The organism is Janthinobacterium sp. FW305-129, from assembly GCF_020858115.1.
Lineage (GTDB): Bacteria > Pseudomonadota > Gammaproteobacteria > Burkholderiales > Burkholderiaceae_D > Janthinobacterium.
In genome coordinates this window covers 11,742-27,446 of the sequence record NZ_JACYMM010000021.1, presented here as the reverse complement: position 1 = coordinate 27,446, position 15,705 = coordinate 11,742, and the positions used below count along the sequence as shown (strand labels likewise).

Here is a 15,705-nt window from a genome sequence, read left to right as displayed (position 1 = left end):
AGCGTAAGGCAACACACCTGCCGCCTTGGCAAGCGTGTGTTGCTTTTCTTTCAGACGCGCATACTATGAAGCTTTCCGCAGTGGAGGCCAGTCATGGACCCGATTTCGCGCGCAACCGTGCCCAATACCATCCCGGCCACGCCCCGCGTGGGCGCGGCAACGCTAGCGCCGCTGGCGCCGGAGACGCCCGTGCCGCCTTCCAGCGCGGCTGCAGCCCTTGCCATTCAGTCATCGACCCAGGTCGACCTCTCTCCGCTGGGCCAGTTCCTGTCCGGCGTGGCCTTGTCGCGCCGGCAATTGCTGGCCTTGCAGGGGGCCACGGAGGAGGCCAGGGCGGCAAATACCCCCGTGAATGTCAATGAGGACTTGCTGGCGCTGGCGCGGCAGCTGACGGAATCGTTTGCCCAGCTGCAGACGAGCGGCATCGACGCCAGCCAGCTGGCGACGGCCGGCGACATGCCGGGCAGCCTGGCGCAGCGCTACGATTTGCTGTCGGGCGATGGCACGACGGATGCGGCGGCCGCGCTGGCGCAGGACGGCAGCCTGCTCACGCAAGCACAGCTGGCCCGCATCGGCATCGATTTGCGCAATGAAGATGTCGATGCGACCACGTTGCAGGCCGCGTATGCGGCCGACAGCCATGCCACCCTGGACGCCTTGCAACAAGGAACGGACGTGCTGGCGCAGGTAGGCGCCGTGCTGGCCCGGCAGCAGGGCGCGCCGCTGGCGGCCAATGTCGAAGCGGATTTGACGGGCGCAGCGCTGCAGGCCGCGCAGCCGCATGCCGTCGACGAGGCGCCGCCGCAAACGGCCGCGATTGCACAGCGACAACTGGAATTGCAGCAGCAACTGGAAGCGGAAGAGCTGAACCTGGATTTGCAGGCGCAGCGGGCAGACAGCCAGCGCGTGGATGCCCTGCGCATCGACAGCGAGCGCATGAATGCCGAGCAGCTGGCGCAGCAGGAGGACGCCGCGCGGGCGGCCCAGGCGCAGGTGCGCGCGGGGCAGGGACAAGCCGATGCGGGCCTGGCGACGGCGCAAGCCCCGCTGGCCCAGCAAAATGCGCAGGCGCAAGAGCTGGCTGCGCAAGCCGCGGGCATGGCCGTGCCGCCGCCTTCATCGCAAGACCCGTCCGTGGCGGCGGCCATCGCCGCGTATAACCTGAACAATGCAGCCCTGAATCCCGGCTTGATGCACCGGCCATTGCCGGCCAGCGACTCGCGCTTGCCGCTGGTGGCGCCGGTGGCCCCCGTGGAACCCGTCAAGCCCGTGGATAAAATCTAGGGCAGCAGGGTAGCGTCGAGGGTAATGTTGGCTTTAAGTAACTTCGACACGGGGCAGCCGGCCTTGGCCTTGCCCGTCAATTCTTCGAACTTCGCCTGGTCGGCGCCCGGTATCTTCGCTTTCAGGATCAAATGGACGGCCGTGATGGCAAAGCCGTCGTCCACTTTATCGAGCGTGACTTCGGCCGTCGTTTCCATCTTTTCCGCCGTCAGGCCCGCTTCGCCGAGGATCAGCGACAGGGCCATGGTGAAGCAGCCCGCGTGGGCTGCGCCGATCAATTCTTCGGGATTGGTGCCGGGCTTGCCTTCGAAGCGACTGGCAAAGCCGTACGGGTATTCCTGCAAGGCGCCGCTGCGCGTGCTGATGGCGCCCTTGCCGTCCTTGATGCCGCCTGACCAGATGGCCGATCCATGGGTTTTCATGTTGCCGCTCCTGTGTGGGGTGTCGCTGCGAGTGGAGTGTCAGCGCCGTGGCGGTGACTGGCTGATCTTATGCTCTTTGCAAGGCCGGCGGCGCGCGTCTTGCCGCCGCCGTGTGCGCCGGATCGTGGAATCGGCGCTTTGCGGGGCAGGCTGCGGCGCCCATGCCGCAAAGCTGTCTTATTTCAGGTCTGCAAGCGCTAAATCCTTTAAAATAGCAGGTTATAAGAAAATTCCCGGAAATTCGCGGAATATTCGCACGCGATGTTTCAGTTTTTAGCCTTACTAAGAGGATCAAAGATGTCTATTTCCAGCACCGAAGAGATCGTCGCTGAATTACGCGCCGGCCGCATGGTGATACTGGTCGATGAAGAAGACCGGGAAAATGAAGGCGATCTGGTGCTTGCCGCCGATTTCGTGACGCCTGAAGCCATCAATTTCATGATCACGCATGCGCGTGGCCTGGTCTGCCTGACCCTGACGGAAGAGCGTTGCGACGAGCTGAACCTGTCGATGATGACGTCGCGCAACGGCACGGCCTATGGCACCAACTTCACCGTGTCCATCGAAGCGGCCGAAGGCGTGACGACGGGCATTTCCGCCGCCGACCGCGCCAAGACCATCCAGGTAGCGGTTGCCAAGGGCACGCAGCCCAGCGATATCGTCCAGCCTGGCCATATCTTCCCGCTGAAAGCGCAAAAGGGCGGCGTGCTGATGCGCGCAGGCCATACGGAAGCCGGTTGCGACTTGACGGCCATGGCCGGCCTGACGCCCGCGTCCGTCATTTGCGAAATCATGAAGGATGACGGCACCATGGCGCGCCTGCCGGACTTGCTGGTGTTTGCCGAGCAACATGGCCTGAAAATCGGCACGATTGCCGACCTGATCCATTACCGCAGCCAGACGGAATCCCTGGTCGAGCGCGTTGCCGAGCGCACCCTGCACACGGCGCATGGCGAATTCCGTTTGATCGCCTTCCGCGACAAGCCCAGCGCGTCGGCCCACCTGGCCCTCGTGCATGGCGATTTGGCACCCGGCCTGGAAGCGCTGGTGCGCGTGCACCAGCCCGTTTCCCTGCTGGACGTGCTGGAAAGCGAAGCGACCACCCACTCGTGGACGGTGGCCGCCTCGATGGCCGCCATCAAGCAGTCCGAGCGGGGCGTGATGGTCTTGCTGAACTGCGGCGAGACGTCGGGCGAGCTGTTTGCCCAGTTCGCCGCGCTCGATACGCCGCAAGCCAAGCCGAAAGGCCGCGCCGCCAGCATGGACTTGCGCAGCTATGGCATCGGCGCGCAAATCCTGCGCGACCTGGGCGTGAGCAAGATGCAATTGCTGGCCAGCCCCCGCAAGATGCCGTCGATGGCCGGTTTTGACCTGGAAGTCACCGGTTTTCAGTGCCATCCAGGCCAGACGTCGATGTAAGAGTAAACGATGGCGACATGTGCATGTCGCCCTGAACCACCAGATTAAAGAGGCATATGATGACCGTAGGAGCATACGAAACCAATTTTGCCGGCGAAGGTTTGCGCGTCGGTATCGTCCAGGCACGATTCAATGAAATCGTCGGTGGTGGCTTGCTGTCGGCATGCCTGGAAGAGTTGAGCAAGCTGGGCGTGGCCGATGAAGATATCCTGCACGTGACCGTGCCGGGCGCCCTGGAAATCCCGCTGATTCTGCAAAAAATGGCAGAAACCGAGCAATTCGACGCCCTGATCGCACTGGGCGCCGTGATTCGCGGTGAAACCTACCACTTCGAGCTGGTATCGAACGAATCGGGCGCGGGCATCACGCGCGTCGGTCTCGATTACGGCATCCCCATCGCCAACGCAGTGTTGACGACGGAAAACGACGAGCAGGCGGAAGTGCGCATGCTGGTCAAGGGAGCGGAAGCGGCACGCGTGGCAGTGGAAATGGCTAATCTGGCGCAAGCGCTAGAAGAGTTGCAAGACACCGACGAAGACTAAGCGCGTGTGATAAGAATGCCATGGCTGCGTTGCAAGGCCTCGCCGTACTTTCGTACTGTCTTCGGCCTCGCGCCTTGCCCTGACATCCTTCTCACGCACGCTTGAATTGCGGCTGCGCTGCCTAAAAGCGCGCCGCAGTGTCTCGCCGGAATTTGTAGTGAACACGTACTTAAGAACAGGTAACAATCATGACTGAGAAAAATTTGCTCGCCAACCCCAGCAAAAACCGCACGCCGCGTCACCGCGCGCGCGAGTTTGCGCTGCAGGGCTTGTACCAGTGGCTGCTGAACAATGAAGACGCGACTACCGTCGTGAACAATATTCGCGCGGCCCACGGCTTCGACAAGGCCGATGGCGATCATTTCACGGTGCTGCTGTACGGCGCCATCAAGGATTCGCTGGCGCTGCGCGACAGCATGGCACCTTTGATCGATCGCAATATCGCGGAATTGTCGCCCATCGAACACGGCATCCTGCTGATCGGCGCGTTCGAGCTGAAGAACAACATGGAAATCCCGTACCGCGTCGTCATCAACGAAGCGGTCGAGCTGGCCAAGTCGTTTGGCGGTATCGACGGCCACAAGTATGTGAACGGCGTGCTCGACAAGCTGGCAGTGAAATTCCGCGAGGAAGAAGTGGGCGCCAACAAGCGCAAGTAATATATAGCGTAGTTCCTGCGGCTGCTGCCGCAGGGCAACAAAAAAGCCACCGGCACTTGCGTGCGGTGGCTTTTTCTTTGGGTGCTGCTTTTTGGATGCCCCTGTGAGGGCTTTTAAAGGGTCACAGGCCGGCGATCTCGTTGTGCGGCAGCACTTTGATGGTGATGCCGCTTTCCGCTGCAGGCGCCTTGGCTGGCGCTGGCGTGTTCGATGCCATCACCGGCGTCGTGGTCGGCACGCGCTGGCCAGCCGACACTTGCTTCAGGCGGCGGTATTCGGCCAGCACGCGCGAGCCGTAGCCCGAGTCGGTGGCGAAGTTGGCGGCGCCCACATAGGTTTTCAAGCCCGCTTCGACGGAACCGCCACGCGTGACGTAGTCTTTCAGGATCAGGGAGCCGACGCGGATGTTGGCGACGGGATTCAAGGCAGCTTGCACGCCGCCCATTTCCTGGAAGCGCTCATGGTGCACTTTCGACATGACCTGCATCAAGCCTTGCGCGCCCACGGGGCTTTCCGCGAACGGGTTCAAGCCCGATTCGATGGCCATCACGGCCAGGATCAGCAGCGGGTCCAGCTTGATTTCACGGGCCGTCAGGTAAGCCGTCGAGACGAGCATATTGGTGGCGTCGTTGGCCACGCGGTAGCGCTTGGAGAGCCAGTTGGTGACCCATTGCTGCTGCTTTTGCGTGCCCAGCAAGGCTTTTTCTTCCTTGGTCAGCGGTGCGTCGCTGGCGGCGGCCGTTTGCACGGAAGCAGGCGCTTCCATCAGTGCCGACAGGGCCGGCGCTTCGACGGCTTGCGCCTCTGCCATTGGCAGCGGGAACAGGCTGTGCGTCAGTTGCTTGCCCAGGTCCGGGCGGAACATCAGCAGGGCGATCAGTGCCAGGGCGGAAATGCCGAAGACTGTCAGTGTGTGTTGTGCCGTGGTCAAAACGCCACGCGCCGAAATGGCTTGTGCGCGGGCGCGCAAACGCGCCAACGCTGGCTGCCCAGCCACGGTTGAAGCAGGCAAGGCTGCTTCAGTGCTACGATGAGTCATAGAGTTCCCCGAAATGTCGCGTCAACAGGCAGCCCCTCCGCGGTGTCGCGGTGTTGTGGGTACTGCCAATGCCGTGCATCAGAAATATCATCGTTTCCGCCGCGTATGGATGCGTGCGAGAAACGCCGTCATTGCTTGCTTGAGCTGATCGGTCCCGTTTTTGGTATTGGATCAGTCGCAATACAACTTTTACCGGGGGTAAGGCAGACGCCTTTTGAAAACACTCCTTAAAATGTCATGTGGAGCCCCGACTCCGTGAATGAAAGAGAAACGCTAAAATCAAGCTCTGGGCCGGCGTGCTCTTTCAAGTTGGGCGAATTGTAGAAGCCGTTTTATATCAAGTCAATACTAACGAATCGATTCTTTATTACTTTTATGTCTTACTTTTTGTCTTGCATTGTGCCAAAAGCCAATAAAATCAATTACTTGGCATAGATCCTTCAGCAACGGCGTCCGACGTCAAAAAAAATTAAAAACACATGAAATATTCAGATTTGCGAGATTTTATTTCTCAACTGCAACAAATGGGTGAACTTAAGCCCATTTCGACCCCCATTTCACCGATTTTGGAGATGACGGAAGTCTGCGACCGCACCTTGCGCGCGGGCGGACCGGCCTTGCTGTTCAATAATCCGACGGGATACGACATGCCGGTGCTGGGCAATCTGTTCGGCACCACGCGCCGCGTGGCGCTGGGCATGGGCGCGGAAGACGTCAGCGAGTTGCGCAAGATCGGCCATGTGCTGGCGCGCCTGAAGGAGCCGGAACCGCCGAAGGATTTCAAGGATCTGCTGGGCCTGGGTTCCCTGGTGAAATCCGTGTGGGACATGTCGCCGAAGGAATTGCGCGGCGCCAAATGCCAGGAAATCGTCTGGGAGGGTAATGACGTCGACCTGGCGCGCCTGCCCATCCAGCATTGCTGGCCCGGCGACGTCGCCCCCCTGATCACCTGGGGCCTGGTAATCACCAAGGGGCCGAACAAGAAGCGGCAAAACCTGGGCATCTACCGTCAGCAAGTGCTGGGACGCAACAAGGTCATCATGCGCTGGCTGGCCCACCGGGGCGGGGCGCTGGACTTCCGCGAGCATGCCATTCAAAGCAAGGGCAAGCCGTATCCGATCGCCGTCGCGCTGGGCGCCGATCCCGCTACTATATTAGGGGCCGTCACGCCGGTGCCGGACAGCTTGTCCGAATACCAGTTCGCCGGCTTGCTGCGCGGCAGCCGCACGGAACTCGTGAAAGCCATCGGCAGCGAGCTGCGCGTGCCCGCTTCCGCCGAAATCGTGCTCGAAGGCCATATCTACCCCGACGAAAACCATCCGAGCGGCTACGAGCACGCGCTGGAAGGGCCGTATGGCGACCACACGGGCTACTATAATGAGCAGGACAGTTTCCCCGTGTTTACCATCGACCGCATCACCATGCGCCGCGACCCGATCTACCACTCCACGTATACCGGTAAACCGCCGGACGAACCGGCCGTGCTGGGCCTGGCCCTGAATGAAGTGTTCGTGCCGCTGCTGCAAAAGCAGTTCAGCGAAATCACGGACTTTTATCTGCCGCCCGAAGGCTGCAGCTATCGCATGGCCGTGGTGCAGATCAAGAAACAGTACGCGGGCCACGCCAAGCGCGTGATGTTCGGCGTGTGGAGCTTCTTGCGCCAGTTCATGTATACCAAGTTCATCGTCGTGGTCGATGAAGACGTGAATATCCGTGACTGGAAAGAGGTCATCTGGGCCATCACGACGCGGGTCGACCCCATCCGCGACACCACCCTGGTCGACAACACGCCCATCGATTATCTGGACTTCGCCTCGCCCGTCAGCGGCCTGGGCAGCAAGATGGGCATCGACGCGACGAATAAATGGCCGGGCGAAACGACGCGCGAGTGGGGCACGACGATTGCCATGACGCCGGAAGTGAAGGCGAAGGTGGATGGCATCTGGCAGGAGCTGGGTTTGTAAGGCCAACCCAAGAGCAGATGCCGGGGTCGTACCCTGAGGGTACGACCCCAGATTTCGCCGTTGGGGTACTCTGGTTTTTGCGTGACTTCCCCAATCTTGCGCAGGTCGGTTATAATTGTCCCCGGCGGGCCCCTGCGCATCGTGGCATGGCTAACCTGGTCAGGTCGGGAACGAAGCAGCCACGGCTATTAACCATGAGTGCCGCAGATCAGGCTCGCCTCCTTCGGGAATGTTTTAATCTGGATCAACAATCAAGCTGCCATGGGCAGCTTTTTTGCTTTTACGGCCCCGTTTTCCTGCGACGCCGCAGCATTGCCGGGCTTGCCGTGTTTTCCATATTTCCAGCTGGCCATGTTATACAATTGCTGCTTTGCCGCGTTTGCCAGGTTTGCCTGGCCCGGCCATGAGGCTTGCGCCCGCCGCGCAGGATCACCCGCAAAATCGCATGGTAAAATCTCAGCATGTCCTATCAAGTCCTCGCCCGTAAATACCGCCCCAAGAATTTCGAGACGCTCGTCGGCCAGGAGCACGTCGTGCGCGCGCTCACGCATGCCTTGCACAGCGGCCGATTGCATCACGCCTACCTGTTCACGGGCACGCGCGGCGTCGGCAAGACGACCCTGTCGCGCATCCTGGCCAAGTCGCTCAATTGCATCGGCCCCGATGGCACGGGCGGCATCACGGCCCAGCCTTGCGGCGTCTGCGAAGCGTGCACGGCGATCGACGCGGGACGCTTTGTCGACTATATAGAGATGGATGCGGCGTCGAACCGCGGCGTCGATGAAATGGCGCAGCTGCTGGAGCAAGCCGTCTACGCGCCCAGCAATGCGCGCTTCAAGGTCTATATGATCGATGAGGTGCACATGCTGACGAACCACGCGTTCAATTCCATGCTGAAAACGCTGGAAGAGCCGCCCGAGCACGTCAAGTTCATCCTGGCCACGACGGACCCGCAAAAGATTCCCGTGACCGTGCTGTCGCGCTGCCTGCAGTTCAACCTCAAGCAGATGCCGCCCGGCCACATCATCAGCCACCTGGACAATATCCTGGGACAGGAAGGCATCGCCTTCGAACAGCCGGCCTTGCGCCTGCTGGCCCAGGGCGCCCATGGTTCCATGCGCGACGCGCTGTCGCTGACGGACCAGGCCATCGCGTATGCGGCCGGCGAAGTCACGCTCGACGCCGTGCAAGGCATGCTGGGCGCGCTCGACCAGTCGTACCTCGTGCGCCTGCTCGACGCGCTGGCGCAGCAGGATGGCGCGGACTTGCTGGCCGTGGCCGACGAAATGGCCTCGCGCAGCCTGTCGTATAACGGTGCCCTGCAAGACCTGGGCACCTTGCTGCACCGTATTGCGCTGGCGCAAACCGTGCCGGCCGCCTTGCCGCAGGATTTGCCCGAATACGCGGACATCGTGCGTCTGGCCGCCGCGTTCGACGCGGAAGAAGTGCAGCTGTTTTACCAGATCGCCGTGCATGGCCGCAATGAACTGGGCCTGGCGCCCGACGAATATGCGGGCTTTACCATGACCTTGCTGCGCATGCTGGCCTTTCGGCCCGGCATAGGCGGCGCCGAAGGCGTGCCGGCTGCGACACCGGCGGCTGCCCCTGGCAACCGTCCCGCCGCCGTCGCCGCCGCGCGCGCCGCCGCTGGCGCTTCCGCACCGGCCGCCCGCGCCGCCACGAACAGCGTGGCCAGCCATGCCGCCGTGACGGCTGGCGCCGCGGCGCCAGCGGCCGTGGTGGCCGCCGCTGCCGCCAGCATGGCCCGCAGCGAAGCGCCGCCGCCACGCGCGGCTGCACCAGCACCGGCACCCGCACCCGCACCTGTAGCAGCCCCGGCACCAGCGGCGGCGCCGCCTGCGGCTGCCCCGGCAGCCTCGGGCGCGCCGATCAGTTCCGCGCGCGCCGCCATCAATGCGGCGCTGGAAGCGGCCCGCGCCGCCTCGAAAGGCCGTCCGGGCAGCGCGCCGTCGGCGCCAACATCGGCACCCAAGCCGGCCGCACCGGCACCGGCACCGGCTGCCGCTGTTGCCGCGCCCGCCCCGGCCGCGCCCGCTCCGGCAGCGCCCGTCCAGGCTGCACCGCCGCCACCGGCCGCCGCGCAAGCGCCGGCGCCGTGGGACGATGCGCCGCCCGTGGCCGTGATGGAAGCGCCCGTTGCCGTTGCGGCGCCCGTGCAGCCGGCGCGTCCCGCCGCTCCGCCGCCGCAGCAGGCGCCCGCCGACGACGACTTGCCGCCCTGGGTCACCGAATTTTCCGACGACAGTGCCTCGGCCGCCGTGTCGGCGCCCGCCGCGCAAAGCAGCGAGCAGCCGGCCGTCGTCATGCCGCAACGTGCCGCCAAGCAAGCCGCGCCCAGCGGGCCGTACGTGATTACGCCCGTGCCGGGCCTGGACTGGGACGGCAACTGGCCGGCCGTCGCCGCCGTGCTGCCCCTGCGCGGCATAGCCCAGCAGCTGGCCGTGCAAGCCGAGCTGATCGAATGCCTGCACGACGGCCACAGCACCACGTTCCGCCTGCGCGTGCCCATCGACACGTGGCGCAGTCCGGCCAACGTGGAAAAACTGGCGGCCGTGCTGAGCGAGCGTTTCGGCCGCAAGGTGAATGTCGACACGGAACTGGGCGCCGTCTGGTACACGGCCAGCGCGGAAGCGCAGGCCCACCGCGAGGCGTGCCAGCTTGCCGCGGAAGAAACCATCGCCAGCGATCCCTTCGTGCTCGACATGAAGCGTGTATTCGACGCCTTTGTCGTGCCGGGAACGATTACCCCTGCACCGGCCGGCTCCGCCGCGCCGACCCTGCATTGATGATTAACACACTCACAAACTGAATTAACGGAGCATTCTTATGATGAAAAATCAACTGGCTGGCCTGATGAAGCAGGCGCAAGCAATGCAAGACAACATGAAAAAGGCCCAGGAACAACTGGCGCTGGTGGAAGTGGAAGGCCAGTCCGGCGCCGGCCTGGTGAAAATCGTCATGACGTGCAAGAACGACGTCAAGCGCGTGTCCATCGACCCGTCGCTGCTGGCCGACGACAAGGACATGCTGGAAGACCTGGTGGCCGCTGCCTTCAACGACGCCGTGCGCAAGGCGGAAGCGACGTCCGCGGAAAAAATGGCAGGCTTGACCGGCGGCATGAACTTGCCAGCCGGCTTCAAAATGCCATTCTGATGCAACACCGCATGCGCTCGATCTGTGGCACTGGGCAGGGTTGATCCATGTCAAAGTCGCTTGAATTCTTGACCGAGGCGCTGCGGCGCCTGCCCGGCGTCGGCCCCAAGTCGGCGCAGCGGATGGCGTTTCATTTGTTGCAGCACGATAGGGAAGGCGCGGCCATGCTGTCGCGCGCCCTGTTCCAGGCCGTCGATGCCGTGCATCACTGCGGCCTGTGCAATACCTTTACCGAACATGAAGTGTGCGAGACCTGTCTCGACGAAGAGCGCGACAAGCGCTTGCTGTGCGTGGTGGAAACACCCGCCGACCAGCTGATGATCGAGCAGACGCTCACCTACAAGGGCCTGTATTTCGTCCTCATGGGACGGCTCTCTCCGCTGGACGGCATCGGCCCGAAAGATATCCACCTCGAAAAATTGCTGAACCGCGCCAACGATGGCGTGGTCAATGAAGTGGTGCTGGCCACCAATTTCACGAATGAAGGCGAAGCGACGGCCCATTACATCAGCGAAATGCTGAAGGCGCGGGGCTTGCGCGTGAGCCGCCTGGCCCGCGGCGTGCCCGTGGGCGGCGAACTGGAATACGTCGACGCGGGCACGATTGCCCGCGCGATGCTCGACCGCAGGGCAACCTAAATCATGCAAGAAAAAACGTCGGCTGGTCCTTTGACGGGCATCAAAGTCCTGGAACTGGGCACCCTGATCGCGGGGCCGTTCTGCGCCCGCATGCTGGCCGAATTCGGCGCCGACGTGATCAAGATCGAGTCGCCCGATGGCGGCGACCCCATCCGTACCTGGCGCGTGCTGAAAGATGGCACGTCCCTGTGGTGGTCGGTGCAGGCGCGCAACAAGAAAAGTCTGACCCTGAACCTGAAGACGCCCGAGGGCCGGGCCATCGCGCGCCAGTTGGCCCTGGAAGCGGACATCATCATCGAGAACTACCGTCCCGGCGTGCTGGAAAAGTGGGACCTCGGCTATGAGCAGCTGAAAAAGGAAAAGCCGTCGCTGATCATGGTGCGCCTGTCCGGCTTTGGCCAGACGGGACCGATGAAGGACTTGCCCGGTTTCGGCGCCATCGGCGAGTCGATGGGCGGCTTGCGCTATGTGTCCGGCTTTGCCGACCGCCCGCCCGTGCGCGTCGGCGTGTCGATAGGCGACTCGGTGGCGGCCCTGCACGGCGTGATCGGCGCCATGATGGCGCTGCGCCACCGCGACGTGACGGGCGGCCGGGACGGCGGGGAAGGGCAGATGGTCGATGTGGCCCTGTATGAATCCGTGTTCAACCTGATGGAGTCGCTGGTGCCCGAATACGACCAGGCGGGCGTCGTGCGCGAGCGCACGGGCGGCTCGCTGCCCGGCATCGTGCCCTCGAATACCTACACGACGGGCGACGGCGAAAACATCGTGATTGCCGGCAACGGCGACGCCATCTTCAAGCGCTTGATGCTGGCCATGGGCCGCATCGACATGGCGGGCGACCCGCAGCTGGCGCGCAATGACGGCCGGGTGGCGCGCACGCAGGAAATCGACGACGCCATCGGCGCCTGGTGCGCCACGCACACGATAGACAGCGCGCTGGCCGTCTTGACGGCGGCAGACGTCCCCGCCGGGAAGATTTACTCCGTGCGCGACATGATGAGCGATCCGCAGTTTCTCGCCCGCAACATGTTCGAACAGCACCACTTTGCCGACGGCACGCCCGTCAAATTGCCCGCCATCAGCCCGAAACTGTCCGCCACGCCGGGCAAGACGCAGTGGCTGGGGCCGGCCCTGGGCCAGCACAACGACGAGGTGCTGGCGTCGCTCGGCTATGACGCCGCCGCCATCGCGCAACTGAAGGCCGATGGGGTGGTGTAATTTTTTGGGGTCAGGCCCGTCGGGTCTGACCCCAGCTTTTGTTTCTGGGTTCAATTAATTTCGGAATCAGCATGCCTCAACCGTTCCACCGCGCGCGCACCGCGCTTGCCCTGGCGTCCGCCGCCATCCTCCTCTCCGCCTGTGCCAGCTTCCCCCACGACGCGCCGATTGCCGGCCTGCGCCTGATCGGCGAGCAGCGCATTGCGCTCAAATACGCGTTCGAGGGCACCACGGTGGGCGGCTTGTCCGGCATCGACTACGATGCGGCCAGCAATACCTGGGTGATGGAAAGCGACGACCGCTCGGAAATCAATCCGGCCCGCTTTTACCGCGCCACGCTCAGCTACGACAGCACGGCATTCTCTGCCGTGACCTTCAACAGCGTGCATTTCTTCACGCAGCCCGACGGCAGCCGCTATCCGAACCTGGCCCATGCAAAGCTGGACCGGGGCGAGCAGGTGCCCGACATCGAAACCATCCGCGTCGATCCGCGGGACGGCAGCCTGTGGTATGGCAGCGAAGGCAACCGCAAGGTGGGCTTGCACCCGTTCGTGCGCCACGCGGATCGCGATGGCAAGTATCTGGCTACCTTGCCCACGCCCGCCATGTTCAATGTCTCGAAGGAAGAAATCGGTTCGCGCAACAACATGAGCTTCGAGGCGCTGTCGTTCTCGTCGGACGGCAAGAGCCTGTGGCTGGGCATGGAAGCGGCCCTGTACCAGGATGGCCCGCTGGCCACGCCAGATCGCGGTTCCGTGGTGCGCATCACGCGCCTGGACCGCGCCGGCACCGTGCTGGGCCAGTATGCGTATCCGATCGAGCCGGTGGCGTCGCGGCCCGCGCCGGGGCGCGAAGCGGACAATGGCGTGTCGGAAATCCTCGCCGTCAACGGCCATCAGGTGCTGGTGGTGGAGCGGGCCGGCGTGGCCAACGCGAACGGCCTGTACACGAACCACGTGCGCATCTACGCGATGGAAACGGATGGCGCCACCGACATCCAGGCCATCCCCGCCCTGGCGGGCGCAAGCTATGTGCCGGCGCGCAAGCGCCTGCTGCTGGACCTGGAAAAGATCGGCCTGTCCCGGGTCGACAATATCGAAGGCATCAGCTGGGGCCCGCGCCTGGCGAACGGCCGCCGCAGCCTGGTGATGATTTCTGACGATAATTTTAATCCGCAGCAAGTCACGCAAATCCTTGCCTTCGAAGTGCTCTAGTTTCCAGGCTGGCCAGCTGGCCCGTCTGCCTGGCCAGCATGGCCGTGATCGTGTCGTGCGGCGACGGGTGGCCTAAAAAGTATCCCTGGGCCATGTCGCAGCCGTATTCTTCCAGCATCACCAGCTGCTCGTCCGTTTCCACGCCCTCGGCCACCACCACCATCTTCAAGCCGTGCGCCATGGCGATGATGGCGCGCGTGATGGCCGCGTTTTCCGTATCCTGCGGCAAGCCGGCAATAAAACTCTTGTCGATCTTTAAGGCCCGCACGTCGAAGCGTTTCAAATAATTCATCGACGAGTATCCCGTGCCGAAGTCGTCGATGGACAGGTAGACGCCGATGCCGCGCAATTGCTCCAGGGTCACCATGGTGGCGCGCGCATCGTCCATCAACGTCCCTTCCGTCAATTCCAGTTCCAGCAGCCGCGCGTCGAGGCCCGTGTCGGCCAGGGCCGACAGCACGATCTGCATCAGGTTTTCATCCTTGAATTGTTTGGCCGACAGGTTGACGGCCATGCGGATGGCGCGTCCGCCATCGTTTTGCCACGCCTTGGCCTGGTTGCACGCCGTGCGCAGCACCCATTCGCCGATGGGCACGATCAGCCCCGTCTCCTCGGCCAGCGGGATGAATTCCGTGGGCGAAATGATGCCCCGCTCGGGATGGCGCCAGCGGACCAGCGCTTCCACGCCGACGATCTGCGTGCTGGGCACGTCGATCTGCGGCTGGTACAGCAGATACAGCTCGTTGTTCTGTAACGCTTTGCGCAAGCCCACTTCCATCTTGACGTGGCTCATGATTTCCATCGTCAGCGAGGAACTGTACAGCTTGGCGTTGTTCTTGCCGCAGTTCTTCGCGTGGTACATGGCCGTGTCCGCGTATTTGAGCAGCGAGTTGCAGTCCTCGCCATCTTCCGGATACAGCGAGATGCCGATGCTGGCCGTGACGAAAATCTCGTGCCCCTCGATCATGAAGGGCCGGCGCATGGCTTCTTTTACGCGGTGCGCCACGTTCAGCGCATCTTCCACGCGTTCCAGGTCGGGGATCAGAATCGTGAATTCGTCGCCGCCCAGGCGCGCCAGGTTGCTGCCGCCGGAGCTGGGCCCGAACTCGTGCTCGGCGCGCAGCACCAGGTCGCTGGGGCGGATGGTTTCGCGCAGGCGCTCGGACACCACCTTGAGCAAATGGTCGCCCACGTCGTGGCCCAGGGTGTCGTTGATGCGCTTGAAGGCGTCGAGGTCCATGAACAGCACGGCGAATTTCTTGTCGTGTTCTTTCGAACGCAGCAGTTCCCGTTCCAGGGTTTCCAGGAATGCCTGGCGGTTGGGGATGCCCGTCAGGCTGTCGCAATAGGCGAGGCGGCGGATCTGTTCCTCGGTGCGCTTGCGCTCGCTGATGTCGCGCACCAGGCCCAGCACCTCGTCGGCCCCCGTCGCCACCAGGCGCGCCTCGAAATGGCGCGTGCTGTCTTCGTGCGTGAGCGTGTAGTCGACGGAGCCGATATGCTGCGTGGCCAGCACGGCGTGCGCCTTATCGAGCAGGCGCGCGGCGATTTCGGGCGGCAGCACGTCGCGGATATGGCTGCCCACGCAGTCGCTGAGGGAAAAGCCGGCGCTGGCGTCATGCCCCTGTTCATAGTCGAGATAAAAGCCTTCGCGGTTCAGGCGGAAGAAGGTGTCGGGGATGGCGGCCAGCACGGCGCGGTTGTGCGCATCGGCGATGCGCAGGCGGGCGATGGCGTCGCTGGCGCGCAGCACGTACAGCACGCGGTGTCCCAGGATGGGCCAGTTGATGGGCTTGGAAATGAAGTCCGTGGCGCCCACCTCGTAGGCGTGCGTGACGGCTTCCAGTTCGTCGCCGCCCGTGACCATGATGATGGGCACCGTGCCGCCCACTTCCTGGTGGCGGATTTCGCGGCACACGGCAAAGCCGTCCATGGCGGGCATGTCGACGTCGAGCATGACCAGGTCGGGTCCGCTGTGCTTGTAGCTGGCCAGTGCCTGCACGCCGTCTTCGGCCTCGATCACGTCCAGGCCCACTTGCGTGAGCATTTGCCGCATCAGCAAGCGCATCACGGGATCGTCGTCGGCCACCAGCACCAGGCCGCGGGGAGGGGAGAGGGGCGCTGTCATG

The 15,705-nt window shown here is 63.3% G+C and carries 13 protein-coding genes and 1 other RNA gene; 11 read left to right on the top strand and 3 right to left on the bottom strand.

Annotation, left to right across the window (positions count from 1 at the left end):
* Positions 1–93: 93 nt before the first annotated feature.
* Positions 94–1,284, top strand: a complete 1,191-nt coding sequence (locus IGS61_RS27070; protein WP_230542402.1) for a hypothetical protein — start codon at positions 94–96, stop codon at positions 1,282–1,284.
* On the opposite strand, the gene IGS61_RS27065 is transcribed toward IGS61_RS27070, so the two are convergent.
* Positions 1,281–1,706 carry an OsmC family protein gene (locus IGS61_RS27065; protein WP_230542401.1) on the bottom strand — a complete coding sequence of 142 codons (426 nt, stop codon included), beginning with the start codon at positions 1,704–1,706 and terminating at the stop codon, positions 1,281–1,283. The genes IGS61_RS27070 and IGS61_RS27065 overlap by 4 nt on opposite strands.
* Positions 1,707–2,003: 297 nt before the next feature.
* On the opposite strand from IGS61_RS27065, the gene ribBA reads away from it, so the two are divergent.
* From ribBA to nusB, 3 genes are all read left to right on the top strand, one after another.
* Positions 2,004–3,125 carry a bifunctional 3,4-dihydroxy-2-butanone-4-phosphate synthase/GTP cyclohydrolase II gene (gene ribBA / locus IGS61_RS27060; RefSeq protein ID WP_219891552.1) on the top strand — a complete coding sequence of 374 codons (1,122 nt, stop codon included), beginning with the start codon at positions 2,004–2,006 and terminating at the stop codon, positions 3,123–3,125.
* Positions 3,126–3,184: 59 nt separating this feature from the next.
* Positions 3,185–3,667 (top strand): 6,7-dimethyl-8-ribityllumazine synthase, encoded by a 483-nt coding sequence (gene ribH / locus IGS61_RS27055; RefSeq protein ID WP_034759563.1) that lies wholly within the window; start codon positions 3,185–3,187, stop codon positions 3,665–3,667.
* Positions 3,668–3,855: 188 nt separating this feature from the next.
* Positions 3,856–4,326, top strand: coding sequence for a transcription antitermination factor NusB (gene nusB, locus IGS61_RS27050; RefSeq protein WP_071078713.1), 471 nt, complete (start codon positions 3,856–3,858; stop codon positions 4,324–4,326).
* A gap of 121 nt (positions 4,327–4,447) precedes the next feature.
* On the opposite strand, the gene IGS61_RS27045 is transcribed toward nusB, so the two are convergent.
* Complete coding sequence (locus IGS61_RS27045) at positions 4,448–5,365, bottom strand: lytic transglycosylase domain-containing protein (protein WP_172404761.1); 918 nt, start codon at positions 5,363–5,365, stop codon at positions 4,448–4,450.
* Between the two features lie 479 nt (positions 5,366–5,844).
* Here IGS61_RS27045 and ubiD point away from each other — a divergent pair, with 479 nt between their 5' ends.
* From ubiD to IGS61_RS27010, 7 genes are all read left to right on the top strand, one after another.
* Positions 5,845–7,329: a 4-hydroxy-3-polyprenylbenzoate decarboxylase gene (gene ubiD / locus IGS61_RS27040; RefSeq protein ID WP_071650179.1), complete on the top strand. Its 1,485-nt coding sequence runs from the start codon at positions 5,845–5,847 to the stop codon at positions 7,327–7,329.
* A gap of 123 nt (positions 7,330–7,452) precedes the next feature.
* An RNA gene (gene ffs / locus IGS61_RS27035) (signal recognition particle sRNA small type) lies at positions 7,453–7,551 on the top strand.
* Between the two features lie 239 nt (positions 7,552–7,790).
* Positions 7,791–10,136, top strand: coding sequence for a DNA polymerase III subunit gamma/tau (gene dnaX, locus IGS61_RS27030; RefSeq protein WP_230542399.1), 2,346 nt, complete (start codon positions 7,791–7,793; stop codon positions 10,134–10,136).
* 40 nt (positions 10,137–10,176) lie between these two features.
* Positions 10,177–10,503, top strand: a complete 327-nt coding sequence (locus tag IGS61_RS27025) for a YbaB/EbfC family nucleoid-associated protein (protein ID WP_034759121.1) — start codon at positions 10,177–10,179, stop codon at positions 10,501–10,503.
* A 47-nt stretch (positions 10,504–10,550) separates the two neighbouring features.
* Positions 10,551–11,141, top strand: coding sequence for a recombination mediator RecR (recR, locus tag IGS61_RS27020; RefSeq protein WP_076570564.1), 591 nt, complete (start codon positions 10,551–10,553; stop codon positions 11,139–11,141).
* 3 nt (positions 11,142–11,144) lie between these two features.
* Positions 11,145–12,362: a CaiB/BaiF CoA transferase family protein gene (locus IGS61_RS27015; protein WP_230542398.1), complete on the top strand. Its 1,218-nt coding sequence runs from the start codon at positions 11,145–11,147 to the stop codon at positions 12,360–12,362.
* Positions 12,363–12,433: 71 nt separating this feature from the next.
* Positions 12,434–13,576, top strand: a complete 1,143-nt coding sequence (locus IGS61_RS27010) for an esterase-like activity of phytase family protein (RefSeq protein ID WP_230542397.1) — start codon at positions 12,434–12,436, stop codon at positions 13,574–13,576.
* Here the strand turns inward: IGS61_RS27010 and IGS61_RS27005 are convergent.
* On the bottom strand, positions 13,545–15,704 hold the full coding sequence (locus tag IGS61_RS27005) for a putative bifunctional diguanylate cyclase/phosphodiesterase (protein WP_230542396.1): 2,160 nt from the start codon (positions 15,702–15,704) through the stop codon (positions 13,545–13,547). The two genes, IGS61_RS27010 and IGS61_RS27005, sit on opposite strands and share 32 nt — an antisense overlap.
* Position 15,705: the final 1 nt, after the last annotated feature.

Bases quoted from the DNA above. Each gene is read 5' to 3' on its own strand.
- IGS61_RS27070 (WP_230542402.1), top strand. From the start codon at position 94: ATGGACCCGATTTCGCGCGCAACCGTGCCCAATACCATCCCGGCCACG.
- IGS61_RS27065 (WP_230542401.1), bottom strand. From the start codon at position 1,706: ATGAAAACCCATGGATCGGCCATCTGGTCAGGCGGCATCAAGGACGGC.
- ribBA (WP_219891552.1), top strand. From the start codon at position 2,004: ATGTCTATTTCCAGCACCGAAGAGATCGTCGCTGAATTACGCGCCGGC.
- ribH (WP_034759563.1), top strand. From the start codon at position 3,185: ATGACCGTAGGAGCATACGAAACCAATTTTGCCGGCGAAGGTTTGCGC.
- nusB (WP_071078713.1), top strand. From the start codon at position 3,856: ATGACTGAGAAAAATTTGCTCGCCAACCCCAGCAAAAACCGCACGCCG.
- IGS61_RS27045 (WP_172404761.1), bottom strand. From the start codon at position 5,365: ATGACTCATCGTAGCACTGAAGCAGCCTTGCCTGCTTCAACCGTGGCT.
- ubiD (WP_071650179.1), top strand. From the start codon at position 5,845: ATGAAATATTCAGATTTGCGAGATTTTATTTCTCAACTGCAACAAATG.
- dnaX (WP_230542399.1), top strand. From the start codon at position 7,791: ATGTCCTATCAAGTCCTCGCCCGTAAATACCGCCCCAAGAATTTCGAG.
- IGS61_RS27025 (WP_034759121.1), top strand. From the start codon at position 10,177: ATGATGAAAAATCAACTGGCTGGCCTGATGAAGCAGGCGCAAGCAATG.
- recR (WP_076570564.1), top strand. From the start codon at position 10,551: ATGTCAAAGTCGCTTGAATTCTTGACCGAGGCGCTGCGGCGCCTGCCC.
- IGS61_RS27015 (WP_230542398.1), top strand. From the start codon at position 11,145: ATGCAAGAAAAAACGTCGGCTGGTCCTTTGACGGGCATCAAAGTCCTG.
- IGS61_RS27010 (WP_230542397.1), top strand. From the start codon at position 12,434: ATGCCTCAACCGTTCCACCGCGCGCGCACCGCGCTTGCCCTGGCGTCC.
- IGS61_RS27005 (WP_230542396.1), bottom strand. From the start codon at position 15,704: ATGACAGCGCCCCTCTCCCCTCCCCGCGGCCTGGTGCTGGTGGCCGAC.